We start from the raw sequence: 24,591 nt of genomic DNA, 5'->3' as shown, positions 1-24,591 counted from the left end.
CGCGGACGGCGTCCGCACCGGTCGCGGAGCGCGGCTACGGAACACCTTCGGCTTCGAGTTCGAACCACAGGACCTTGCCCACCCCGTGCGCCCGCACGCCCCAGGCGTCCGCGAGCGTATGCACCAGCAGCAGTCCGCGCCCGGACGTGCTGTCCTCGGCGGGCCGGTCGCGCAGCGTCGGGTGCCGGGAGACGAAATCCCGCACCTCCACCCGTAATCGGCCGGTGACGCGCGCGCCCGGCCCGTCCCCCGTCGAGGCCGTGATCTGCGCGCCGCGGTCGGTGTGCACCAGCGCGTTCGTCACCAGTTCGCTGGTGAGCAGTTCGGCGAGATCGGCCCGGCCGGGCCCGCCCCAGTGCCGCAGCAGCCGGCGCAGCTCCGCGCGGACCTCCGCGACCGCCGCGAGATCGCCGTGCGCCAATCGCTTGGTCAGGACCGGGCCACGCTCCACCGGGACAGCCTCCGCAGCCTTCGCCCTCGCATCCGGCCGGCCGTGTCCGCGCACCCGGCCGGGCCGTACAGGCTGACGCTTCATCCTCCCCCGCCCCGGCCGCCCCCTGGCGGCGGCCAGCGTCGAATGTCGTCGAACACGCTCACGGAAATGCATGCCCGCGTGTTGCCGCCCACACACCGCGGGAAATGTTGGGAGTGATCCGCGGAGTGATCCGCTGAGTGATCCACCGAGCCCGAGCCGAGGAGCCGTATGCACGACGACCGATCATTGGTGGAGGGGCGCCTGGACCGCGCGCTGCGCCAGTTCATCAGGCCCGCCCAGTACACGGCCCGGGTGCCGCTGGGCCTGTCCGCGTGGCGGGTCCCCGGTGAGCCGGTGCCGGTCGCGGAGGCGCTGGCCGGCACGTACGAGCCGTTCGCCCCCGGCACGGACTGGGGCAGCCCGTGGTCGACCTGGTGGTTCCGGCTGGAGGGCACGGTGCCCGAGGCGTGGGCGGGGCGGCGGGTGGAGGCGGTCATCGATCCGGGCTTCACCGACGACGGCCCGGGGTTCCAGGCCGAGGGGCTGGTGTACGACGCCGAGGGCGTGCCGATCAAGGGTGTCCATCCGCGCAACCGCCATGTCCCGGTCGCGGCCCCCGCGGCCGGTGGTGAACCCGTGGCGCTGCTGCTGGAGGCCGCCGCCAACCCCTCCGTGCTGCGCGACGGCTTCACCCCGACCCGGCTCGGCGATGTGCTGACCGCCGGTGACGAGCCGCTGTACCGTTTCGCCTCGGCGGAGCTGGCCGTCCTGGACGAGACCGTCTGGCATCTGGTCCTGGACATCGAGGTGCTGTCCGAGCTGATGCGCGAGCTGCCGCCGGACCGGCCGCGCCGCCATGAGATCCTGCGCGCCCTGGAGAACGCGCTGGACGCGCTCGACCTGCACGACGTCCCCGCCACCGCGGCCGCCGCCCGCGCCGAGCTGACCGAGGTGCTCAGCCGTCCCGCGCACGCCAGCGCGCACCGGGTCTCGGCCACCGGGCACGCCCATATCGACTCGGCGTGGCTGTGGCCGCTGCGCGAGACGGTGCGCAAGGCATCCCGGACCTTCGCCAACGTCACCGCCCTCGCGGATGAGTACCCGGAGCTGGTGTTCGCCTGCTCACAGGCGCAGCAGTACGCCTGGGTCAAGGAGCACCAGCCGCACATCTGGGAGCGGATCAAGAAGGCCGTGGCGGACGGCAACTGGGCGCCGGTGGGCTCGATGTGGGTCGAATCGGACGCCAACATGCCCGGTGGCGAGGCGCTGGCCCGGCAGATCGTGCACGGCAAGCGGTTCTTCCTGGAGGAGCTGGGGGTGGACACCGAGGAGATCTGGCTGCCGGACTCCTTCGGCTACACGGCCGCCTTCCCGCAGCTGGCCAAGCTGGCGGGGGTGAAGTGGTTCCTCACCCAGAAGCTGTCGTGGAACCAGTCCAACAAGATGCCGCACCACACGTTCTGGTGGGAGGGCATCGACGGCACCCGGGTCTTCACCCACTTCCCGCCGGTGGACACCTACAACGCCCAGTTCAGCGCCGCCGAACTGGCCCACGCCGAACGGAACTTCGCCGACAAGGGGCTGGCGACCCGCTCGCTGGTGCCCTTCGGCTACGGCGACGGCGGTGGCGGCCCGACCCGCGAGATGCTGGAGAAGGCGCGGCGGCTCGCCTCCCTGGAGGGCTCGCCGACCGTAGAGATCCAGCCACCTTCGGAGTTCTTCAAGGAGGCCGAGCGGGAGTACGCGGCCAAGGCGCCGGTGTGGTCGGGCGAGCTGTATCTGGAGCTGCACCGGGCCACGTACACCACCCAGGCCAAGACCAAGCAGGGCAACCGGCGGAGCGAGCATCTGCTGCGCGAGGCCGAGCTGTGGGCCACGGCCGCCGCGCTGCACGCCCCCGGCTACACCTATCCGTACGACGACCTGGACCGGATCTGGAAGACGGTGCTGCTGCACCAGTTCCACGACATCCTGCCCGGCTCGTCGATCGCCTGGGTGCACCGCGAGGCCCGGGACACCTACCAGAAGGTGCGCGCCGAGCTGGAGGGCATCGTCGCGGACGCGGTGGCGGCGCTGGGCGGCGACCGGCCCACCGTGCTCAACGCCTCGCCCTACGAACGCGAGGAGATCGCCGTCCTGGACGCGGAGACGGCGGCCGCCCTGCCGTCCGGGGCCCCGGTCCAGCCGCTCGGTGACGGCCGTACGGCGGTCGCGGTACGGGTCGCCGGGCTGGGCGCGGCCCCCGTCGGCGCCGCCCCGCAGGGGGCCACCGCCCCCGCCGGGGCGCCGCAGGGGGCGCCGCCGGTGACCGCCCTGAGCGACGGTCAGTCCATCGTCCTGGACAACGACCGGCTGCGGGTGACCATCGACGCCGACGGGCTGCTCACCTCGGTGCTGGACCTGGACGCGAGCCGTGAGGTGCTGGCCCCGGGCGCCCGCGGCAACCTCCTCCAGCTCCACCCCGACCACCCCAACCAGTGGGACGCCTGGGACATCGACCGGCACTACCGCCGCAGCCACACCGACCTGACCGACGCCGAGTCCGTCGAGCTGGTCGAGTCCGGTCCGCTGCGCGCCACGGTGCGGGTCATACGGTCCTTCGGCGCCTCCCGCATCACCCAGGAGCTGACGCTGGCCGCGGGCAACCGCCGCCTCGACATCGCCACGGAGGTGGACTGGCAGGAGTCGGAGAAGGTCCTCAAGGCGGCGTTCCCGCTGGACATCCACGCCCGGGTGTCCACCGCGGAGATCCAGTTCGGCCATGTGGACCGCGCCACGCACACCAACACCAGCTGGGACGCGGCCCGCTTCGAGATCTGCGCACACCGCTGGCTGCGGGTCGCCGAGCCCGGCTACGGGGCCGCGGTGCTCAACGACTCCACGTACGGCCACGACGTGACCCGTACGGCGCATGACACGCGCGGCGCCACGGACGGCGACCCGGAGGGGGGCGAGGTGCTGGGCACCACCGTGCGGCTCACCCTGCTGCGCGCCCCGCACAGCCCCGACCCGCAGACCGACCTGGGCGTCCACCGCTTCCGCTACGCCCTGCTGCCCGGCGCGGGCGTCGCCGAGGCGGTCGCCGAAGGGCTCGCCCTCAACCTGCCGCTGCGCACCCTGCCCGCCGGACCGGCCGAGCGGGCACCGCTGGTGACCGTGGACAACCCCGCGATCACCGTCGAGTCGGTCAAGCTCGCCGAGGACCGCAGCGGCGATGTGGTGGTCCGGCTGTACGAGTCGCACGGCGGCCGAGCGGCGGGCACGCTGGTCACCGGCTTCCCGGTGCTCGGGGCGGATGTGACGGACCTGCTGGAGCGCCCCCTCCACGAGGCCCCCACCGGCCCGGCCGGCCTCACCCTGGCCCTGCGCCCCCACCAGATCCTCACGCTGCGGCTGCGGCCGGTGACCGGCTGACGACGAGGGCTGACGGGGACTGACGGGGGACTGACGGGGGCTGTACGACGGGCGGTCGTCCGCTGCGCGCCAGCCGGGCGACCGTCCGCCGCCTCATCGGCACCCGGACGCCGTGCGGCGTCAGCGGTCCCGCTGCTCGTACCGCTCGAGGGCGTCCGGGGTGACGGGGGCGAAGAAGTTGACCATGTTGCCGTCCGGGTCCCTGATCAGCAGCGAACGATTGCCCCAGGGCTGTGTGATGGGCTCGTTCACGATCTCGACGTCGGACTCCTTGAGCCGCTCGTAGGCGAGGTCGACATCGGCGACGCGGAACTCGATGATCACACTCTGGTTGGCCGCCGGCCGGGGCGCCCGCGCCCCGAGCCCCCGCACCGTCCGGGTGCTCGCGAGGGCGAGGGTCGCGCCCGGTGTGATGATCTCGGCGAAGTCGTCCGTATGCCGCTTCGCCACCACGCCGGTGGCCTTCTCGTAGAACTCGACGATCCGGGCGACGTCCTCGGTGATGACGCGGATCGAAGCGAAGTGCATGGCGTGCTCCCGTGAGGTCTGTTGTGCTGTGAGACAGACCGTACGGTGGATACCGGACAGAAACCGCCCGCTTTTATCAGGGCACGTTTTTCTCAGGGGCGCGGTACGTTGCGGAGGTTGGAGCGGGCCATCTGGACCATCCTGCCGACGCCTCCCTCCAGCACCATCTTGCTGGCCGAGAGCGCGAAGCCGGTCACCATCTCCGCCTTGATCTTCGGCGGGATGGACAGCGCGTTGGGGTCCGTGACGATGTCCAGGAGCGCGGGTCCCTTGTGGTGCAGTGCGGCGCGCAGCGCGGATCGCAGGTGTTTGGGCTTCTCCACCCGCTCGCCGTACACCCCGGCGGCGCGGGCGATCTGGGCGAAGTCGGGGTTGCGGTAGCCCGTGCCGTGCGCGGGCAGGCCCGAGACCAGCATCTCCAGCTCGACCATGGACAGCGCGGAGTTGTTGAACAGGATCACCTTCACCGGCAGGCCGTACTGGACCAGCGTGAGGAAGTCGCCCATCAGCATGGTGAATCCGCCGTCGCCGGACATCGAGATCACCTGCCGGCGGCGGTCCAGGAACTGGGCGCCGATCGCCTGCGGCAGCGCGTTGGCCATCGAGCCGTGGGTGAAGGAGCCGATCATCCGGCGGCGGCCGTTGGGGGACAGATAGCGCGCGGCCCACACATTGCACATCCCGGTGTCCACCGTGAAGACCGCGTCGTCGGCGGCCTCCTCGTCCAGCACCGAGGCCACGTACTCCGGGTGGATCGGGATGTGCTTGTCGACCCTGCGGGTGTACGCCTTGACCACGCCCTCCAGCGCGTCGGCGTGCTTCTTCAGCATCCGGTCCAGGAAGCGGCGGCCGGTCTTCGGACGCACCTTCGGCGTCAGACAGCGCAGCGTCTCCCGGACGTCGCCCCAGACGGCCTGGTCCAGCTTGGAGCGACGGCCCAGATGCTCGGCACGGACGTCCACCTGCACGGTCCGCACCTCGGCGGGCAGGAACGCGCCGTACGGGAAGTCGGTGCCCAGCAGGATCAGCAGATCGCATTCGTGGGTGGCCTCGTACGCCGCGCCGTAACCCAGCAGACCGCTCATCCCGACGTCGTACGGATTGTCGTACTGAATCCACTCCTTGCCGCGCAGGGCGTGTCCCACGGGCGCCTTCACCAGTTCGGCGAAGGCCATCACCTCCTCGTGCGCCCCGGCACAGCCCCGGCCGCAGAAGAGCGTCACCCGCTCCGCCTCGTTGACCATGCGGGCGAGCCGGTCGATCTCCGCGTCACCGGGGCGCACGGTGGGCCGGGAGGTCACCAGGGCGTGCTCCTCGGCGCGCTCGGGCGCCGGGCGGGCGGCGATGTCGCCGGGGAGGGCGACCACGCTGACCCCGCTGCGGCCGATCGCGTGCTGGACCGCGGTCTGGAGGACGCGGGGCATCTGCTGGGGGTGGGAGATCAGCTCGCAGTAGTGACTGCACTCCTGGAACAGCCGCTCGGGGTGGGTCTCCTGGAAGTAGCTGGTGCCGATCTCACTGCTGGGGATGTGCGAGGCGAGGGCGAGGACCGGGGCCATCGAGCGGTGGGCGTCGTAGAGCCCGTTGATCAGATGGACGTGCCCGGGGCCGCAGGAGCCCGCACAGGCGGCCAGGGTCCCGGTGAGCTGCGCCTCGGCGCCGGCGGCGAAGGCGGCGGTCTCCTCGTGCCGGACCTGGATCCACTCGATGGCGGAGTTGCGGCGGACCGCGTCCACCACGGGGTTGAGGCTGTCGCCGACCACCCCGTACAGCCGCCGCACACCGGTGCGCACCAGGATGTCCACGTACTGCTCCGCCACGGTCTGCTTGGCCATCGCGCGCCCTCATCCCTTTCGTCCTGGATCGATGAGATCGGTGACTCTTGTTCGTTCGGTCACCTTTGTCCATCAACCCATGGACGCCGCGCTTACGCCTCCCAGACGGCGGCCGCCGTACGGTCGTCGGCGTATCCCTTCACCCCGGTCTGGGTGTCGGCGAGGAACGCGGCCAGGCCCGGCGGCTCCGCCGCGCCCCAGCGTGCGGCCAAGTGGTCGGCGAGGGCGGCCTCGCCGCGCAGGGGCTCGGCGAGGCCCGCGCCGCACAGCAGAAGGGTGTCGCCCGGCCGGGCTACGGAGGTGCGGAAGCGGAACGGTCCGGGGGCGGGAGCGTGGTCGGGGTCGGGGTCGGCCCTGTGCTCGGGCTGCTCGGGCTCGGGCTCGGTGGGTGCGGGGGTGTCCCCGGCCGGTTCCAGGTCCTGCCAGACGCCGCCCCGCAGACGGAACAGCCCGCCGTCGCCGACGCCGAAGAACACCCGGGTGCGGCAGGCCGGATGCGCCGGGAGCAGCAGACAGCGCACCGACGCGGTGCAGTCGGCGGCGGCCAGGCCGCGTACGGCCGCGCCGGCCCGCAGCCGCCCGTAGGCACGGCCGGTGAGCCGGTGCAGTCCGGCGCTGAGCGCGCCGCGGTTGGCGGTGTGGATGTCCTCCGTCAGCCGGATCCGATTGCGGCCGACCGCCCCGGCGATCCACTCGCACAGCTCACGCGCCGCCCGGTGCGCCCCCGGGGCCGCCCGCGGTCCGCTCGCCAGGGCCACCAGGACGAGGGCGCTGTCCCCGGTTCCGAACCGCGCCGCGAGCAGCGCGTCCCGCCGCGGCTCGCCCCGGTAGCGGGCCGCGGCTCCGCGCAGCGAAGCGGCCCGGAGCGTCAGCGTGCCGTAGCGGGCGCCCTCCAGCACGGTGTCGGGGACCAGGTCCCGCAGGTCCTCGGGGTCGGCGACGGGGAGGGTGGTCGGCTCGGCCTCGTACGTGGGCGGCTCGTCGCCGACGTACGAGGCCGCCGCGGTCCGCCAAGGCCGGGACGGCTCGGCGGGCCGGGAGGGCTCGGGCTTCGGGGTGGGGCGGGGTGACGCGGGCGGCCCGGCGGCGCGCGTGGGCGGTGGTGGTGGCGATGACGGTGCCGGGGAATCCGCACGGCCTGGTGCGGTACCCGGCTCCGTACGTTCCGCCGTGGCGCCCGGGTCCGCGCCGTCCCACGCGGCGCCCGGTTCCGTGCCGGCTGGTGCGACGCGGGACTTCGCGGTGCGGTCCGGCGCGGCACCGGCTCCGGATGCGGCGATGCCTCCCAGAGCAGGACCGGCTCCAAAGTTGCCGTCCCGCGCCGTGCCCTCCCGGGAGGGCGGTGCGGCACCGGGCCCCTCGCCGCCGGGAGATCGCCACCCCTGCGGGCCACCTCCCGCGCCGGCGTCCGAGCCCGGTGCGGCACCGCCCGGCTGTCCCGCCCACGGCCCCCAGGGGGCGCCCGCGGCCGGTCTCCGGTCACCGGCGTCCCCGTCGCCGGTGAGCGTGCGGGAGGCCGAGTCGAACCGGTCGTCCACGGAGTCCGAGGCCGCCGCGGGCCCCGCGTCGGAACGCCGCGGGTCGTACAACTCGGCCCACCAGTCGTCCTCTTGACCGCGTCGGTCGCCCTGCTGACTCATCCCCACATTGTCCACAGGGAGGCACCACGGGAACACCACGCGTTGACCGGCACGAGGCCCGCCCGAGACGCGCTCGAGCTCCGCCGGGAGAGCGGCTCCGCCCGCGAGCCCCGGCCCCGCGAACCGTCGCCGTGTCCGGGAGCCGCCGGCCCCCGCGACGAGCGCACCCGATCCGCCCGACAGGGGTCCGGACGCTGCCAGAGGGCACCTCCGGGCCGGGGCCGGAGAGGGAAGCCCCGCCCCCGGCCCCCGCTGTCCGAAGGGCCCGGCAGGGCGAGGGGTTCCGCAGAGACGGAGGCGCCGTCAGCCCCGGTACGCCTCCAGGAGCCGCAGCCATACCTCGCTCATCGTGGGGAACGACGGCACCGCGTGCCACAGCCGCTCGATCGGGACCTCGCCCGCCACCGCCACCGTCGCCGAGTGGAGCAGTTCGCCGACCCCCGGACCCACGAAGGTGACGCCGATCGGATGGCCCCGGTCCAGGTCGACGACCATACGGGCCCGGCCCCGGTAGCCGTCCCCGTACAGCACCGAGCCCTCGACCTGGCCCATGTCGTAGTCGACGACGCGGATGCTGCGGCCCTCGGCCTCGGCCTGCTCCGCGGTCAGGCCGACCGCCGCGACCTCCGGGTCGGTGAACACGACCTGCGGGACGGCCGCCTCGTCCGCCGTGGTCGCGTGCGCGCCCCAGCGGTCCGTGTCCAGCAGCGGGACGTCCCGCGCGCGGGCCCCGATCGCCGCGCCCGCGATCCGTGCCTGGTATTTGCCCTGGTGGGTGAGGAGCGCCCGGTGGTTGACGTCGCCCACCGCGTACAGCCAGCCGCCCGGTACGTCCCGCACCCGGCAGGTCTCGTCGACCGACAGCCAGCCGCCCGGTTCGAGTCCCACCGTCTCCAGGCCCAGATCCTCGGTGCGCGGGGCGCGCCCGGTGGCGAACAGCACCTCGTCCGCCTCGAGCCGCTCCCCGTTCTCCAGGGTCACCGTGACCGGCCCCTCCGCTCCGCCCGGCCGGGCGACGCCCTTCACCGACGTACCGGTGCGGATCTCGGCCCCGGCCTCCCTCAGCGTCTCGGCCACCAGCTCGCCGGCGAACGGCTCGATACGGGTCAGCAGCCCGGAGCCGCGCACCAGCATGGTGACGCGCGAGCCGAGGCCGCTCCAGGCCGTGGCCATCTCGGCGGCCACCACACCGCCGCCCACCACGACCAGCCGCTCCGGCACCACGCCGGAGCTGGTGGCCTCCCGGCTGGTCCAGGGGCGGACCTCGGCGATACCGGGCAGGTCGGGCAGCGCGGCCCGGGTCCCGGTGCAGACGGCCACGGCGTGCCGGGCGGTGAGGATCCGCTCGGCGCCGCCGCCGTCGGATACGTCCGGCGGTGTCACCGCGACCCGCTGCGGCCCGACCAGCCGCCCGTGACCGCGCACCAGGTCGATCCCGACCGACTCCAGCCAGGGGAGCGCACCGTCGTCCTTCCAGTGGCCGACCTGCTTGTCCCGGTGGGCGAGGACATCGGCCGCCGACAGCGGTCCGCCGACCGCCTGCCGCAGCCCCGGCACGTGGCGGGCCTCGGCCCGCGCGAGCACCGGACGCAGCAGCGACTTGCTGGGGACGCAGGCCCAGTACGAGCATTCACCGCCGACCAGCTCACGCTCCACGATCACCGTGGAGAGCCCGGCGGCACGGGTCCGGTCGGCCAGGTTCTCACCGACCGGGCCCGCGCCCAGCACGATGACGTCGTACTCGTCCGTGGCCTGGTTCATCGCAACCCGCTCTCTCGCTCGTATCACCGTCTCGGCGCCATCGCGGCGTCGAGTTACCGCACACAGCCATCCGAATCAGCGTTCCGGCCGAGCCCATGTGGCGTAGGCGGTGCGGGTCCCGCGGCTGATGCGCGCGGGACCCGGTCGCGCGACAGTGATCGTATGAGTGTGGCGCAACACCGGGGCGAATCCGAAGGTGGCACTGGTCGTCGACAGCGTGGTGAGCGAACGGCCGTGGATGGGCGGGCCGCGCTCGACCAAGGGGTGACCATACGTCGCGGCCAGGGCTACACCCTGCGCGTCACCGCCGTCCCCGCCGTGCACCGCCAGCTCCTCGACCGCTGATCAATGTCAGCGCCAACCGCTGTACCGATGTTCCCGAGGCCGGTTCACGCCGTCGCCCCCCGGAGCGTCATGTCATCAGTCGGAACATGCCCTGATCAGGGCAGCTGGTCGTAGACGGTTCGGACGTAGGCGGCGCTGCGGTCGGAGCCGAGGATGCCCGGTCCCATCTTGTTCATGACGTAGGAAATGGTCATGCGCCGGTCGAGATCCGCGATGATCATCGAGCCGCCCCAGCCGCCCCAGAACACGATCCTGCCGTCAGGGATCCAGGGCAGGGTGTCCTTCTTCGGCAATGCGAAGCCGACACCCCAGCGAGACGGCAGGCCATTGACGAGGTCGACGCCGTCCGCCTGCACGTCGAAGATGAGGTCGATCGTCTTCTCGCTGAGCAGCCGGATGCCGTCAACCTGACCGCCGCAGGCGAGCGCGGACAGGATGCGTGCGACGGAGCGGGCATTGCCGTGGCCGTTCGCCGCACCGATGTCCGCGGCCCGCCAGGCCGGGGTGTTCGCGGTTACCGCCGCCACCGCCGGGCCGATCAGGGTCTTGTAGGCGGGACCGGCTGTCCCGAGGGCCGCCGGATCGAATGGCAGCGGGGGCGGCGGCACGATGTCCGCGACACGCGTCCAGTCCGCTTCGGTTACGCCTATCTGGAAGTCCGCTCCCAGCGGGCGGGCGATCTCCTCGGCGACGAACTGCCGCAGGGACCGGCCGGTGATCCTGTGCACGAGTTCCCCGATGAGGTGCCCGTAGTTCATCACGTGGTAGCCGGAGGCTGTGCCCGGCTTCCACCACGGGGTTTGCGCGGCCATCCGGGCCGCCGCCCCGCGCGTGTCGTACAGGTCCTCCACGGTCGCCGGCTGCTCGAGCCCGGAGACACCGGAGGTGTGGGAGAGCAGATGACGGACTTCGACGTCCCGCTTGCCGCCTGCGGCGAACTCGGGCCAGTACCGGGCCACTGGCGCGTACACGTCGAGTTCGCCCCGGTCCACCAGCATGAGCGCAGCGAGACTGGTGACGGTCTTCGTGATCGACCACACGTTGGTGAGGGTGTCCTCCTCCCAGGCGGCGGTGCGGGCGACGTCGCGGTGCCCGCCCCACAGGTCCACAACGCGCTCACCGTCGATGTCCACGACCAGCGAGGCGCCGATTTCCTCACCGGATGCGATGTTCTGCCGCAGTGACTCCCGTAGGCCCGCGAAGCGGGGCTCGGACGTACCGTGGATTGTGATCATGGCGCGCTGTCCTTCGTCGATGTTGCTGGCCAGGCGGCCCCGGTGTGCCACCCGGGCGAGACTCATGCCCGTGGGGGTACGCCGCCGAGACGGCTCCGGTATGTATGGCCGACGCCGTCAGTGTCCGAGGCTGACACCGGTGTGAAGGTCAAGCGGTGCAGGTCACGGCGGGTTCAAGCGCTGTCATCCGCCGTGCGGCCCGGTGCGTGTTCCTGCTGCCCGTTGGTCTCGCGCAGGGCCGCGAGATAGTCGGCTATCGCGTCCCTGTTGCGGGTCAGACAGTCGATGCGTGCCGTGAGGCTGGCCTGCTCGGCTTCCAGGAGCGCGACCATCTCCGGTGTCAGACCGGAGAAGCGGATGGTGCTGCGCGGGGTGGAGATGCACGGCAGGACCCGCTGGATCAGGCGGGTCGGCAGACCGGCCTGCAGAAGGTCTCGGATCTGCACAATCCGCCCCAGGACATTTTCGTCGTACTCCCGGTAGCCGTTTTCGGAGCGACCGGGCGTGATCAGACCCTGCTGTTCGTAGTACCGCAGCAGCCGCGGAGTCGTTCCCGTGCGCTGCGCCGCCTCGCCGATGCGCATGCCCTCGATCTTAGGGCAAGGCAGCCTCCAGAAGGCTGTGACCTGCACCGTTTGACCTTGACATCAGTGTCAGGGGTGGACGCTGACGACGTTGGCGAGGTCCACCGGAACCGTCTCGGCGGCGTGCCCCCACAGGGCATGTACCTCGTCCGTGTGGCACACCGGGGCCGCGCAATCAGTGGCATCGACGAAAGACATGAACACCATGAACTTGACACCAGAGGCCGCAGCACTGCTGGAACGCTGGATGCAAGCGGCCGGCGGCATCGCTCCTGCGCTTGCGGGGGAAGGCGACCTCAGCTGGGCGGAAGTGCGGGACAACTACGGCAAGGAACTCGCCGCCGCCCTCCCGGCACCGCACGGCGTGACCTTCGAGAGGACCGAGCTCGATGGCGTGCCGGCCATGCTGGTGGTGCCGGAGGAAGTGACCGATGACCGGACACTGCTCTACATCCACGGCGGAGGCTACGTACACGGGGCGGTCGAGGCCTATGTCGGACTGACCGGCCACTACGCCAAACGCCTGCGGGCACGGGTATTTGTGCCCGACTACCGCCAGGCACCCGAGCATCCTTTCCCCACCCCCATCGACGACGTGTTCACCGCCTACCGGGCGCTCCTCGCGGCGGGGACCGCTCCTGAGAAGATCGCGATCTCGGGTGACTCCGCCGGGGGCGCGATGGTGATCACGGTCATGCGCAAGGCACGCGACGCGGGCATGCCGTTGCCCGTGGCGGGCGTCTCCCTCTCACCCTGGGCCGACCTGACGCACTCCGGCTCCTCGGTCCAGAGCCGCAACGGCCTCGACCCATTGACCAGCGGAGAATTCCTGGAGAAGCTCGCTCGCGCGTTCCTGGGCAACGCGCTGCCGACCGATCCGGACGCCTCGCCCGTCTTCGCCGATGTGCGCGGCCTGGCTCCGACCTTGATCCAGATGGGTGAGAACGAAGTGATGCTCAGCAGCGGCATCACGCTCGCCGGACGGCTCGCAGAACAACGCGTCCGCACCACCCTTGAGGTATGGCCCCACATGTTCCACGTCTGGCACCTGCTGGCCGGCCACATGGCCGAGTCCGACGAGGCCCTCGACAACGCCGTCTCCTTCATCACGCGGGAGTACGAGCGAGCGCGCTGAGGCACCCCACCACGCATCCCGGTCACTCCGCCTCACGGCCCGTGGGCGATCTTCGAAGAACGGGCGTTCTCCGAAGGTTTCCCGCCGGGATGCGGGGTGTGGCAGAGCCGCGACCAACGCCAGGTCCCGGCCCAGCGCAAGGCCCGCCGCGAGTACGAGAAGCGCGTCAGCACCCTCCCCCCCCGGGCGCGCGTACGGGCCTCGTCGCGGAACGGGACCTCGGGGTCAGCGCACCGAGTGGTCGTCATCCGCCACGGTGCCGCCCGCGGCGCGGGGGTCCGTGCGGCGGGTGTCCGTGGCGCGGGTGTCCGTGGCGGGAGTGTCGTCCGCGCCGTCCGCCGCGGACCGCACCTCCGGGCGCCTCGGTGCCTGCCGGGGTGTCCGGGGCTCCCCGGACGGCCCGGACGCCTTACCCGAGGGCTTACCGGCGGACGCCCCGGTGGACGCCTCGGTGGACTTCTCCCCCGTCTCGCGCTTGGTGTGCAGCCGGGAGCGTACGTCCGCGTGCGGCAGGAACTGGGCCCAGCGCTCGGGGAACTCCGACGGCGGGGTGATCTCCGCCGCGCCGTCGTCCGCCGTGCGCTGATCCCTCGCCCGCAGCCGGGCCCCCTCCTCCCGGGCGCGGGCGACGGCCTCCGCGCGCCCGGCGGCCGTGGCCACCGACGGCCAGACCCGGTCGATCGCGGCGTTGACCGCCGCCCCGACCAGCACCGCGAAGGCGGACACCCCGATCCACAGCAGCACCGCGACGGGTGCGGCCAGCGAGCCGTAGATCGTCGGGCCCTCGACCGTATGGATCAGGTAGATCCGCAGCAGGAAACTGCCCAGCACCCACATCGCGAGGGCCACCAGTGCCCCGGGGATGTCCTCGCGCCACGGCGAGCGCACCGGCACGGACACGTGGTAGAGCGTGGTGAGGAAGGCGACGGACAACACCAGCACCACCGGCCAGTACAGGGCCGGTACGAGATCGCCGCTGGACGGCAGCAGGTTCACCACCGCCTCCGGCCCTATGACCATCAGCGGCAGCGCCACCGCCCCGGCCACGAGCGCCACCAGATAGAGCAGGAACGACAGCAGCCGGGTCCTGACGATCCCGCGCCGCCCCTCCAGTCCGTACATGATGGTGATGGTGTCCACGAACACGTTCACCGCGCGCGAACCGGACCACAGGGCGATGGCGAAGCCGAGCGAGATGACATCGGGGCGGCCGCCCTCGATGACATCGTCCAGCAGCGGCCGGGCGATCTCCCGCACGCCCCGGTCGGACAGCACGGTCGCGGAGGCGTCGAGGATGTTCTGCCGGATGGTGGCCACCGTGTCGGTGCTCGTCCACGCGTCGAAGTAGCCGAGCAGTCCGATCAGGGCGAGCAGCAGTGGCGGCAGCGACAGCAGGGTGAAGAAGGCCGCCTCGGCGGCGAGCCCGGTGACCCGGTACTCCATACAGGAGTTGACGGTGTCCTTCAGCAGCAGCCAGGCCATCCTGCGCTTGGACACGTTGCGGTACAGGGCGCGGGCCTTGCGGAGCCGGCCGGGCGGCTTCGGTGTTTCATCTGCTGGCTGCACCTTCTCACCGTATCGGGGGTTCTCCCCCTCGCTCACCCGGTGACCAGGCCGAACCGCCGCAAAAGGCGTCGGCGGAGGGGATGCCGCGCCGACTCGGCACCACCCTCCGCCCGCCGGGCCCACTGTCCGAGCCGGATACCGCCATGCGCAAAGGTTGCGCCGCGTTGCAGCGGTGCGCCGGCCGGAGGTCAGCAGCCTCCGCAGTTGTAGTAGGTCACGTCCCAGTGGTTGCTCTCGCGCGCGTAGATGTTGCCCGAGCCGGACTTGTACTGCTGGGCGCCGTCACCGGGGCGCGGGCCGATGTTGCTGAAGGTGCCGGTGATGTAGTTGCTGAGGCAACTGGTGGGGCTGAAGTCGAGCTTGTAGCCGTTCCAGTGGCTGTACGTACCGGAGGCGTGCCCGGTCTCCGTGCCGCCGGTGATGGTGAGCGCGCAGCCGCTGGCCTGCTTCAGGGTGATGGCACCCTGCACGGTGGTCAGGTTGATCTGCTCGAACGAGGTGCACGTGGGGGTGTTGCGGTCCGAGCAGCCCCCACTGGAGGTCCAGGAGATCCCGGCGGCGCGCAGCCGGTTCGCCGCGTCGGAGTGGCTGAGCTTGGTCACCGCGACGGCGGAAGGGGCGTCGGCGGCCGTGGGGACGCTGGGTGCGGCCACCGCGCCGTGGGCGGTGAAAACGCCGGTGGTCGCGAGGACCGCGCCGCCGAGCAGCGCGCCGAGTCTGGTCCGGGTGCTGGTCACAGCCATGGTCGTGTTCGTCTCCTCCGTCTGCCGTTCCGTGGGCCGTCGAGGACGGCGGCAACACGATCCCAGCCCTTCAGGTCGAGTGGACCGTCCATCGGGGAAATGGGGACAGCGGGATTGGAACACGCCCCCGACCTGCGGGGACGGCGGGCGCTGGGATGCCGGGTGGGATGGCGGCAGCGTGACGAGCCACGATCAGCGCCTCTTAGCCCCCTCGGCCCCCTTGGTCCCCTCGGCCCCCTTCGTTCCGGCGCGATAGGCGCGGTCGCAGGACTTCCAGGCGCTGAAGTCATGGGTTCGCGCCCACAGCCGATGGGCCGCCCGGATGTTCCAGTCCGGGTCCAGCGCCTGCTCACGGGTGCCGTCGAGCGTGCGCAGCGTGCCGTCGTACAGCTGGAAGACGCCCCAGTTCCGGGTGGCGTTGGTGTTGGGCAGGGTGTAGAGGGGGTCGAGGTACGAGGCGCAGTCGGCGATGCCGACCGCGCGTTCGGGGTCCTCGGTGAAGACCTCGCGGATGCGCCGGGCGACCCGCTCGGGCGTCCAGGTGTCGAGCGGCTTGCCCTCGGTCTCGTAGAGCGCCCGTTTCGTCCGCTCGTCCACCGATCCGTTCGGCGTCAGCCCGCTGCGGAGCTGGAACACCACGACCCGCATCTGGGTGACCGGCCCGAAGGCCCCGTCGACGTCGAGCTCGCCGCCGGCGCGGGCCAGCAGCGACTGGAGCTCGTGCACACACGCGTCCGACTGCCCCATGCTCACCACGACCGGACAGCGGGAGGACAGCAGCAGCCGGCCGTCCGAGGACCCGCCCGAGCCGCCCCCAAGTCCCAGCGCGTCCCCTAACAGGACGGCCGCCGTCGCGGCGGCGGTGAGCGCGGTCAGGAGGAGCCCGGCGATCAGCGGCCGACGCCGCGCCGGCGGCCGCGCGGCCGCCCCGGCCTCCGCCCCCGGTACCGGCTCCGGTTCCGCCCCGCCGCCCGGCCCCGGCTCCGGCTCGACCCCCGGCTCGGTATCCGGCTCACCGTCCGTCTCGGCCCGTGAGACGGCGGGGGTGGCCGATACGGCGGCGGCCGGGGCGCGGGAGACGACGGTCGATGCGCGGGAGACGGCCCGTTTGCGCTCGGCGTCGGCCAGGACCCAGCGCCGGTGCAGCTCCAGCAGTTCCTCGCGGCCGGCCCCGCACACCTTGCCGAACCGCGCGATCACCTCGTAGTCGCCGGGCACGCTCGCCCCCGAGCAGTAGCGGTGCAGGGCCGAGCCGCTCACCCCGCTGCGGGCGGCCAGCGCCGCGTAGCTGCGGTCCGTCCTCCCCTTGAGCTCGCGCAACAGCTCCGCGAACTTCGCCACGTCCCCCACGTCCGCCACGTCCGCAACACCCCCCGCGTCGATACCCGTCAACGGCGAGTCAACGGCGTCCATGGTTATCTGTCCACCATGAGCATCACCGTGACCACCTGGCACCTGGAGCAGACCGCCGCCTCGGATCTCAGCCCCGCGCAGGAGCCGCCCGCCGCGGCGGAGGTGCGGATCGTCCGGGCCGAGGTGCCGAGCCCCGAGTTCAGCCACTTCCTCTACACGGCGGTGGGCTCGGACGTGGCGTGGACCGACCGGCTGGTGTGGTCGCGTGCGGCGTGGGAGGGGTATCTGCACCGGCCCGGTGTGGAGACCTGGGTGGCGTACGAGCGCGGCACCCCGGCCGGGTACATCGAGCTGGAGGGCCAGGACGAGGGCGTGGTGGAGATCGCCTACTTCGGGCTGGTGCCGGCCTTCCGGGGCCGCGGTATCGGTGGGCATCTGCTGAGCTGGGGGACCGCCCGCGCCTGGGACATGGCCGACCGGTGGCCGGACCGGGTGCCGACCAAGCGGGTATGGGTGCACACGTGCAGCAAGGACGGGCCGTACGCGCTGGACAACTACCGCCGCCGGGGTTTCCGCGTCTTCGACGTCAAGACGGCGGACGAAGAGTGACCAACACCACAACGTCTTACTAGCTGAGACATATTAGTCCGCATAGTGGATAAAGGTGGACTCGCCAGAGACCACCATGCGACGCTTCCGTCATGTCTCGAGCTGGAATTGCCTTGGTGAGTCGACGCCACGTCGACCTCGGCCGCATGTCCAGCGCGATCTGTCCGGCGGGCTGACCCGCACCTCGTCAGGGCCCCGAGACCCCGGTCAGCACCACCGCACATCTTTCGCCGCCCCCGACGACGTGGGCGAGCGCGCACGCCTCCACATCTTTCCGCCGCACCTCGCACCGGTCATCGCCGTCACCCCTGTCCGCCTGCGTATGCGCAGGTCAAAGGGTGCGCGCGAGTACCATCCGCCGCACCAGAGCCGCTCAGAAGGACACACACCGCCATGGCTGCCACCCCGGAACGCGCAAGCGCAACGCCCCGCCGCAAGGCCGGACGCCACCGCGGCGAAGGCCAGTGGGCCGCGGGGCACTTCACCCCCCTCAACGGCAACGAGCAGACCAAGAAGGACGACGACGGTCTCAATGTGCGGACACGCATTGAGACGATCTACGCCCACCGCGGCTTCGACTCCATCGACGGCGCCGATCTGCGCGGCCGGATGCGCTGGTGGGGCCTCTACACCCAGCGCAAGCCCGGGATCGACGGCGGCAAGACCGCGATCCTGGAGCCGGAGGAGCTGGACGACGAGTACTTCATGATGCGGGTCCGGGTGGACGGCGGCCGGCTGACCACCGAGCAGCTGCGGGTCATCGGGGAGATCTCGCAGGAGTTCGCACGCGGCACCGCGGACATCACCGACCGGCAGAACATCCAGTACCACTGGATCCGGATCGAGGACGTGCCCGAGATCTGGCGGCGTCTGGAGGCCGTCGGGCTGTCCACCACGGAGGCGTGCGGTGACACCCCCCGCGTGATCATCGGCTCGCCGGTCGCCGGGATCGCCGAGGACGAGATCATCGACGGCACCTCCGCGATCGAGGAGATCCACCGCCGCTACATCGGCAGCAAGGAGTTCTCCAACCTGCCGCGCAAGTTCAAGACCGCGATCTCCGGTTCCCCGGTGCTCGACGTGGTGCACGAGATCAACGACGTCTCGTTCGTCGGTGTCCGCCACCCCGAGCACGGTCCCGGTTTCGACCTGTGGGTCGGCGGCGGGCTGTCCACCAACCCCAAGATCGGCGTCCGGCTCGGAGCCTGGGTCCCGCTGGAGGAGGTCCCGGACGTCTGGGCCGGGGTCGCCTCCATCTTCCGCGACTACGGCTACCGGCGGCTGCGCAACCGCGCCCGGCTGAAGTTCCTGGTCGCCGACTGGGGCCCGGCGAAGTTCCGCCAGGTGCTGGAGGACGAGTACCTGAAGCGCCCGCTGATCGACGGTCCGGCGCCCGAGCAGCCGGCCCAGCGGTGGCGTGACCACATGGGCGTCCACCGCCAGCAGGACGGCCGCTACTACGTGGGCTTCGCGCCGCGCGTCGGCCGGGTGGACGGCGCGACCCTCGCCAAGATCGCCGACCTGGCCGAGGCACATGGCTCCGGGCGGCTGACCACCACCGTCGAGCAGAAGATGATCGTGCTCGATGTGGCCGAGGAGCAGGTGGAGTCGCTGGTCGCCGGGTTGGAGGCGCTGGACCTCCAGGTCACGCCGTCCCCGTTCCGGCGCGGCACGATGGCCTGCACCGGTATCGAGTTCTGCAAGCTGGCGATCGTCGAGACCAAGGGGCGCGGCTCCTGGCTCATCGACGAACTGGAGCGCCGGCTGCCCGAGTTCGACGAGCCGATCACCATCAACCTCAATGGCTGCCCGAACGCGTGTGCCCGCATCCAGGTCGCGGACATCGGCCTCAAGGGCCAGCTGGTCATGGACGCGAACGGCGAGCAGGTGGAGGGCTACCAGGTGCACCTGGGCGGCGCCCTGGGCCTGGAGCCGGGCTTCGGCCGCAAGGTGCGCGGGCTGAAGGTCACCGCCGCCGAGCTCCCCGACTACGTGGAGCGGCTGCTGCGCCGCTTCCAGGAGGAGCGCGAGGACGGCGAGCGCTTCGCCACGTGGGCCGGCCGGGCCTCCGAGGAGGCCCTCACATGAGCGAGCGTGCCGCGCCGTTCTACTGCCCTTACTGCGGTGACGAGGACCTGCGGCCCTCGGAGGAGGGCCATGGCGCATGGGAATGCGCGTCCTGCAACCGCGCGTTCCGCCTGTCGTTCCTCGGGCTGCTGGCCAAGGGTCTGCGGCCCGACACGGTCGATGAAGGGGGCACGACGATATGACCCGGCTCGAGCAGACCGATCTCGAGGAGCTCGCCGAGAAGGCGGGCCGCGAGCTCGAGGACGCCCCCGCGCTGGAGATCCTGCGCTGGGCGGCGGACACCTTCGGATCGCGTTTCTGTGTCACCTCCTCGATGGAGGACGCGGTGGTGGCGCATCTCGCCTCCCGCGCCTTCCCCGGTGTCGACGTGGTTTTCCTCGACACCGGCTACCACTTCCCCGAGACCATCGGCACCCGTGACGCGGTGGAAGCCGTGATGGACGTCAACGTCATCACGCTGACACCCCGTCAGACCGTCGCCGAGCAGGACGCCGAGTACGGCCCCAGGCTGCACGACCGCAACCCCGACCTGTGCTGCGCCCTGCGCAAGGTCCAGCCGCTCGAGGAGGGGCTGCGGGAGTACGACGCCTGGGCGACGGGTCTGCGCCGGGACGAATCCCCAACGCGCGCCAACACCCCGGTCGTTGGCTGGGACGCCGCGCGACGTAAGGTGAAGATCTCGCCGATCGCCCGCTGGACCCAGGCGGATGTCGACGCGTACATCGCCGAGCACGGTGTGCTGACCAACCCCCTGCTGATGGACGGCTATCCGTCGATAGGCTGCGCCCCCTGCACCCGCCGGGTTCTGGAAGGCGAGGACATCCGGTCCGGCCGCTGGGCGGGACGCACCAAGACCGAATGCGGGCTGCACGGCTGATGGCTGTCGACCAGGAGAACGAGATGAGCGCCCCCACGACCACCGGCGCCACGGTGTGGCTGACCGGTCTGCCGAGCGCGGGAAAGACCACGATCGCCTATGCGCTGGCCGAGCGGCTGCGCGGCGAGGGCCACCGGGTGGAGGTGCTCGACGGGGACGAGATCCGCGAGTTCCTCTCCGCGGGGCTCGGCTTCTCCCGCGAGGACCGGCACACCAACGTCCAGCGGATCGGCTTCGTCGCCGAGCTGCTCGCCTCGCACGGGGTCACGGTGCTGGTACCAGTCATCGCCCCGTACGCGGACAGCCGCGAGGCGGTGCGCAAGCGCCACCAGCGCGAGGGCACTCCGTATCTGGAGGTGCACGTGGCCACGCCGGTCGAGGTGTGCTCGGAGCGGGATGTGAAGGGTCTGTACGCGAAGCAGGCCGCGGGCGAGATCTCGGGCCTGACCGGTGTCGACGACCCCTACGAGGCCCCTGCCGACCCGGATCTGCGCATCGAAACCCACAAGAACGGGGTGCAGGAGTCGGCGGCCGAGGTGCGGTTGCTGTTGAGTGAAAGGGGACTGCTGTGAGCCACGCGCGCGCGGCCACCACGCTCCCCGCACCCGGACGCCCTGCGTCCGGCGGTGCCCACGGCGGAGCCGCCGATGCAACGGGAAGCCACTACCGCAGCCGAGCGAACGAAAGGGGCGCGGCATGACGACCGTGACGGCGATCAACGCGGACGAGGGCGCGGGCCTGTACGCGCTCTCGCACCTGGACGCGTTGGAGTCCGAGGCGGTGCACATCTTCCGTGAGGTGGCGGGCGAGTTCGAGCGGCCGGTGATCCTGTTCTCCGGCGGCAAGGACTCCATCGTCATGCTGCATCTCGCGCTCAAGGCGTTCGCCCCGGCGGCGGTGCCGTTCTCGCTGCTGCACGTGGACACCGGACACAACTTCCCCGAGGTCATCGCCTACCGGGACAACGCGGTCGCCCGGCACGGGCTGCGGCTGCACGTGGCCTCCGTCCAGGAGTTCATCGACGACGGCCGGCTGCGGGAGCGCCCGGACGGCACCCGCAACCCGCTCCAGACCGTGCCGCTGCTGGACGCCATCGAGAAGAACCGCTTCGACGCGGTCTTCGGCGGTGGCCGCCGGGACGAGGAGAAGGCCCGCGCCAAGGAGCGGGTGTTCTCGCTGCGGGACGAGTTCGGCGGCTGGGACCCGCGCCGGCAGCGCCCCGAGCTGTGGCAGCTCTACAACGGCCGCCACTCCCCCGGCGAACACGTACGGGTCTTCCCGCTGTCGAACTGGACCGAGCTGGACGTGTGGCAGTACATCGCCCGGGAGAAGATCGACCTCCCGGAGATCTACTACGCGCATGAGCGCGAGGTCTTCCGGCGCGGTGGCATGTGGCTGGCGCCCGGTGAGTGGGGCGGCCCGAAGGACGGCGAGACCGTGGAGCGGCGCATGGTGCGCTACCGCACCGTGGGCGACATGTCCTGCACGGGTGCCGTCGAGTCGGACGCGGTGACCATCGAGCAGGTCATCGATGAGATAGCCGCCTCCAGACTGACCGAGCGGGGTGCGACCCGCGCCGACGACAAGCTGTCGGAGGCCGCGATGGAGGACCGCAAGCGCGAGGGGTACTTCTAACCATGACGAGCAATCTGACGTCCGGGGAGCAGGCCGCCGCGGCCGCCGTCGAGCGGTCCGCCGCCACCTCGCAGCTGCGCTTCGCCACCGCCGGCTCGGTGGACGACGGCAAGTCCACCCTGGTCGGGCGGCTGCTGCACGACTCCAAGTCGGTACTGGCCGATCAGCTGGAGGCCGTGGAGCACGCCTCGCGCAGCCGTGGCCAGGAGGCCCCGGACCTGGCGCTGCTGACGGACGGACTGCGCGCGGAGCGGGAGCAGGGCATCACCATCGATGTCGCGTACCGCTACTTCGCCACCCCGAAGCGGCGGTTCATCCTCGCCGACACCCCTGGCCATGTGCAGTACACCCGGAACATGGTCACCGGCGCCTCCACCGCCGAGCTCGCCGTGGTGCTGGTAGACGCCCGCAACGGCGTGGTCGAGCAGACCCGCAGGCACGCCGCGGTCGCCGCCCTGCTGCGGGTGCCGCATGTGGTCCTCGCCGTCAACAAGATGGACCTGGTGGAGTACGCGGAGCCGGTCTTCGCGGCCATCGCCGAGGAGTTCACCACCTACGCGGCCTCGCTGGGCGTGCCGGAGATCACCGCCATCCCGATCTCGGCGCTCGCCGGGGACAACGTGGTGACCCCGTCGGCCAACATGGACTGGTACGGCGGCCCGACCGTGCTGGAGCACCTGGAGACCGTGCCGGTGGGCACCGACCCGTCCCAGGACCCGGCGCGTTTCCCGGTGCAGTACGTGATCCGTCCGCAGACCGCCGAACACCCCGACTACCGCGGCTACGCCGGCCAGATCGCCTCCGGTGTGCTGCGCGTCGGCGACGCCGTCACCGTGCTGCCGTCCGGCCGGACCAGCACCATCACCGGGATCGACGCGCTGGGCACGCTGGTGGACGTGGCGTGGGCCTCGCAGTCGGTGACCGTCACGCTCGCCGACGACCTGGACATCTCGCGCGGCGATCTGATCGCGCCGAGCGACCACGTCCCGCAGACCACCCAGGACGTCGAGGCCACCGTGTGCCATCTGCACGACCGTCCGCTGCGCGTGGGCGACCGGGTGCTGCTCAAGCACACCACCCGCACGGTGAAGGCGATCGTCAAGGACATCCCGTCCCGGCTGACGCTGGCCGATCTGTCGCAGCACCCGGCGCCGGGTGAGCTGGCCGCCAATGACATCGGCCGGGTCGTGCTCCGTACGTCCGAGCCGCTGGCGCTGGACGCGTACGACGCGTCGCGGCGCACCGGTTCCTTCCTGCTGATCGACCCGGCCGACGGCACCACGCTGACCGCCGGGATGGCGGGTGACTCCTTCGCGGCGTCGGCCCAGGGTGCCGAGTCCGCGCGGGACGACGAGGGATGGGACTTCTGACCATGGCCGGTGAGGTGTTCTCGACGTTCGCCAAGGAGGGCGGCCGGGTGGGCAGCGGCGCGCTCGGCAGCGGCCAGGGCGGGGTCGGACGATGTGCGTGCTGACGCCGCCGTCCGCTCCTGTCCACCACCGCCGTCGCATCCCGTCTGACCTGCCGGGCGTCCTCTGACGCCGTCCCGGCCCGTCGAGAGGAACACCCCCGTGTCGTCTGCCCACCGCCCTGCCTTCGTACGACCAGCCGAGCGTCCCCGCCACCGCACCAGGTTCCTGGCCGCGGCGGCCGTCCTTCCCCTGCTGATGGGCGCGCTGGGCGCCTGCGGCTACGGCTCGCAGAAGGACAGCGACGACCAGGGGTCCTCGGCGCTGCCCGCGGCCGGCGGCGAGAAGATCGACGGCCTGGACAAGGTGAAGATCGGCTACTTCGCCAATGTCACCCATGCCACCGCGCTGGTGGGCCTGCGCAAGGGCGGCCAGATCCAGCAGGAGCTGAAGGGCACGAAGGTCTCGCCGTTCGTCTTCAACGCCGGGCCGTCCGAGATCGAGGCGCTCAACTCGGGCTCCATCGACATCGGCTGGATCGGCCCGTCACCGGCCATCAACGGCTATGTGAAGTCGCACGGCAAGAACCTCAAGATCATCTCCGGATCGGTCTCCGGCGGCGTCAAGCTCGTGGTCAACCCCAAGAAGATCAAGACGCTCGACGACGTCAAGGGCAAGAAGATCGCCACCCCGCAGCTGGGCAACACCCAGGACGTGGCGTTCCTCAACTGGATCGCGAGCAAGGGCTGGAAGGTCGACGCGCAGAGCGGCAAGGGCGATGTGTCGGTGGTCCGCTCCGACAACAAGGTCACCCCCGACGCGTACAAGTCCGGCGCCATCGACGGCGCGTGGGTGCCCGAGCCGACCGCGTCCAAGCTGGTCGCCGAGGGCGGCAAGGTGCTGCTGGACGAGTCCTCGCTGTGGCCGGACAACAAGTTCGTGATCACGAATGTGATCGTCCGGCAGTCGTTCCTGAAGGAGCACCCGAAGGTCGTCGAGGCCGTACTGCGCGGCTCGGTGAAGACCAACGCCTGGATCAAGGCCAACCCCGAGCAGGCGAAGGACGCGGCCAACGCGACGCTCAAGGCGGAGACCGGCAAGGCACTGCCCGACGAGGTGATGGACCCGGCGTGGAAGTCGGTCCAGGTCACCGACGACCCCCTGGCCGCCACGCTGAACACCGAGGCGGACCACGCGGTCAAGGCGGGGCTGCTGGAGAAGCCCGACCTCAAGGGCATCTACGACCTGGCCCCGCTGAACAAGGTCCTCAAGGCCGAGGGCAAGCCGACGGTCTCCGCCGCCGGTCTCGGCACCCAGTAGCCGACCGTCCGTCCCCGTACCCAGGTACGCATCCATCAG

22 protein-coding genes are annotated in these 24,591 nt (G+C 71.5%); 11 read left to right on the top strand and 11 right to left on the bottom strand.

Going from position 1 to position 24,591, the window contains the following annotated elements:
* Positions 1-34 precede the first annotated feature (34 nt).
* Positions 35-451 (bottom strand): ATP-binding protein, encoded by a 417-nt coding sequence (locus tag PS467_RS31175; protein WP_268975010.1) that lies wholly within the window; start codon positions 449-451, stop codon positions 35-37.
* A gap of 252 nt (positions 452-703) precedes the next feature.
* Between PS467_RS31175 and PS467_RS31170 the strand changes: the two genes are divergently transcribed.
* The gene (locus tag PS467_RS31170) at positions 704-3,889 is read left to right on the top strand and encodes an alpha-mannosidase (RefSeq protein WP_311037999.1); all 3,186 of its coding nucleotides are present in this window, start codon (positions 704-706) and stop codon (positions 3,887-3,889) included.
* A 120-nt stretch (positions 3,890-4,009) separates the two neighbouring features.
* Here the strand turns inward: PS467_RS31170 and PS467_RS31165 are convergent, their stop codons facing one another.
* From PS467_RS31165 to PS467_RS31135, 7 genes are all read right to left on the bottom strand, one after another.
* The gene (locus PS467_RS31165) at positions 4,010-4,417 is read right to left on the bottom strand and encodes a VOC family protein (RefSeq protein ID WP_311037998.1); all 408 of its coding nucleotides are present in this window, start codon (positions 4,415-4,417) and stop codon (positions 4,010-4,012) included.
* A 92-nt stretch (positions 4,418-4,509) separates the two neighbouring features.
* Positions 4,510-6,252: a pyruvate dehydrogenase gene (locus tag PS467_RS31160; protein ID WP_311037997.1), complete on the bottom strand. Its 1,743-nt coding sequence runs from the start codon at positions 6,250-6,252 to the stop codon at positions 4,510-4,512.
* Between the two features lie 92 nt (positions 6,253-6,344).
* A complete protein-coding gene (locus tag PS467_RS31155) occupies positions 6,345-7,892 on the bottom strand; it encodes a protein phosphatase 2C domain-containing protein (RefSeq protein ID WP_311037996.1) in 1,548 nt (515 codons plus the stop codon).
* Between the two features lie 303 nt (positions 7,893-8,195).
* On the bottom strand, positions 8,196-9,653 hold the full coding sequence (locus PS467_RS31150) for a dihydrolipoyl dehydrogenase family protein (protein ID WP_311037995.1): 1,458 nt from the start codon (positions 9,651-9,653) through the stop codon (positions 8,196-8,198).
* A gap of 440 nt (positions 9,654-10,093) precedes the next feature.
* Entirely contained in the window at positions 10,094-11,233 is a 1,140-nt protein-coding gene (locus PS467_RS31145) for a serine hydrolase domain-containing protein (protein WP_432280765.1), read from the bottom strand.
* 173 nt (positions 11,234-11,406) lie between these two features.
* Entirely contained in the window at positions 11,407-11,817 is a 411-nt protein-coding gene (locus PS467_RS31140) for a MerR family transcriptional regulator (protein WP_311037993.1), read from the bottom strand.
* Positions 11,818-11,886: 69 nt separating this feature from the next.
* On the bottom strand, positions 11,887-12,015 hold the full coding sequence (locus PS467_RS31135) for a hypothetical protein (RefSeq protein WP_311037992.1): 129 nt from the start codon (positions 12,013-12,015) through the stop codon (positions 11,887-11,889).
* On the opposite strand from PS467_RS31135, the gene PS467_RS31130 reads away from it, so the two are divergent.
* A complete protein-coding gene (locus PS467_RS31130) occupies positions 12,014-12,952 on the top strand; it encodes an alpha/beta hydrolase (RefSeq protein WP_311037991.1) in 939 nt (312 codons plus the stop codon). The genes PS467_RS31135 and PS467_RS31130 overlap by 2 nt on opposite strands.
* 225 nt (positions 12,953-13,177) lie before the next feature.
* Here PS467_RS31130 and PS467_RS31125 read toward each other — a convergent pair whose 3' ends face one another.
* The 3 genes from PS467_RS31125 to PS467_RS31115 form a co-directional block, all read right to left on the bottom strand.
* On the bottom strand, positions 13,178-14,518 hold the full coding sequence (locus PS467_RS31125) for a YihY/virulence factor BrkB family protein (RefSeq protein WP_311037990.1): 1,341 nt from the start codon (positions 14,516-14,518) through the stop codon (positions 13,178-13,180).
* 188 nt (positions 14,519-14,706) lie between these two features.
* A complete protein-coding gene (locus PS467_RS31120; protein WP_311037989.1) occupies positions 14,707-15,261 on the bottom strand; it encodes a hypothetical protein in 555 nt (184 codons plus the stop codon).
* Positions 15,262-15,453: 192 nt separating this feature from the next.
* Positions 15,454-16,674 (bottom strand): helix-turn-helix domain-containing protein, encoded by a 1,221-nt coding sequence (locus PS467_RS31115; protein ID WP_311037988.1) that lies wholly within the window; start codon positions 16,672-16,674, stop codon positions 15,454-15,456.
* Between the two features lie 15 nt (positions 16,675-16,689).
* On the opposite strand from PS467_RS31115, the gene PS467_RS31110 reads away from it, so the two are divergent.
* The 9 genes from PS467_RS31110 to PS467_RS31070 all read left to right on the top strand — a co-directional run bounded on the left by PS467_RS31110 (position 16,690) and on the right by PS467_RS31070 (position 24,552).
* Positions 16,690-17,223: a GNAT family N-acetyltransferase gene (locus PS467_RS31110; RefSeq protein ID WP_311037987.1), complete on the top strand. Its 534-nt coding sequence runs from the start codon at positions 16,690-16,692 to the stop codon at positions 17,221-17,223.
* Positions 17,224-17,315: 92 nt separating this feature from the next.
* Positions 17,316-17,399: a putative leader peptide gene (locus PS467_RS31105; RefSeq protein WP_309471194.1), complete on the top strand. Its 84-nt coding sequence runs from the start codon at positions 17,316-17,318 to the stop codon at positions 17,397-17,399.
* A 217-nt stretch (positions 17,400-17,616) separates the two neighbouring features.
* Positions 17,617-19,311: a nitrite/sulfite reductase gene (locus PS467_RS31100; RefSeq protein WP_311037986.1), complete on the top strand. Its 1,695-nt coding sequence runs from the start codon at positions 17,617-17,619 to the stop codon at positions 19,309-19,311.
* Complete coding sequence (locus tag PS467_RS31095; RefSeq protein ID WP_268974997.1) at positions 19,308-19,493, top strand: hypothetical protein; 186 nt, start codon at positions 19,308-19,310, stop codon at positions 19,491-19,493. Before PS467_RS31100 ends, PS467_RS31095 begins: the two co-directional genes overlap by 4 nt.
* Complete coding sequence (locus PS467_RS31090) at positions 19,490-20,188, top strand: phosphoadenylyl-sulfate reductase (RefSeq protein WP_311037985.1); 699 nt, start codon at positions 19,490-19,492, stop codon at positions 20,186-20,188. Before PS467_RS31095 ends, PS467_RS31090 begins: the two co-directional genes overlap by 4 nt.
* On the top strand, positions 20,170-20,760 hold the full coding sequence (cysC, locus tag PS467_RS31085; protein ID WP_311037984.1) for an adenylyl-sulfate kinase: 591 nt from the start codon (positions 20,170-20,172) through the stop codon (positions 20,758-20,760). The genes PS467_RS31090 and cysC overlap by 19 nt, the downstream gene beginning before the upstream one ends.
* Before the next feature lie 124 nt (positions 20,761-20,884).
* A complete protein-coding gene (gene cysD / locus PS467_RS31080; RefSeq protein ID WP_311037983.1) occupies positions 20,885-21,823 on the top strand; it encodes a sulfate adenylyltransferase subunit CysD in 939 nt (312 codons plus the stop codon).
* Positions 21,824-21,825: 2 nt separating this feature from the next.
* Complete coding sequence (locus PS467_RS31075; protein WP_311037982.1) at positions 21,826-23,193, top strand: sulfate adenylyltransferase subunit 1; 1,368 nt, start codon at positions 21,826-21,828, stop codon at positions 23,191-23,193.
* Between the two features lie 297 nt (positions 23,194-23,490).
* Positions 23,491-24,552 (top strand): aliphatic sulfonate ABC transporter substrate-binding protein, encoded by a 1,062-nt coding sequence (locus PS467_RS31070; RefSeq protein ID WP_311040009.1) that lies wholly within the window; start codon positions 23,491-23,493, stop codon positions 24,550-24,552.
* The last annotated feature ends 39 nt before the right edge of the window (positions 24,553-24,591 follow it).

This window comes from Streptomyces luomodiensis (genome assembly GCF_031679605.1).
Taxonomy (GTDB): domain Bacteria; phylum Actinomycetota; class Actinomycetes; order Streptomycetales; family Streptomycetaceae; genus Streptomyces; species Streptomyces luomodiensis.
The sequence above is the reverse complement of the archived record's forward strand: the minus strand, read 5'-3'. Positions and strand labels throughout refer to the sequence as shown.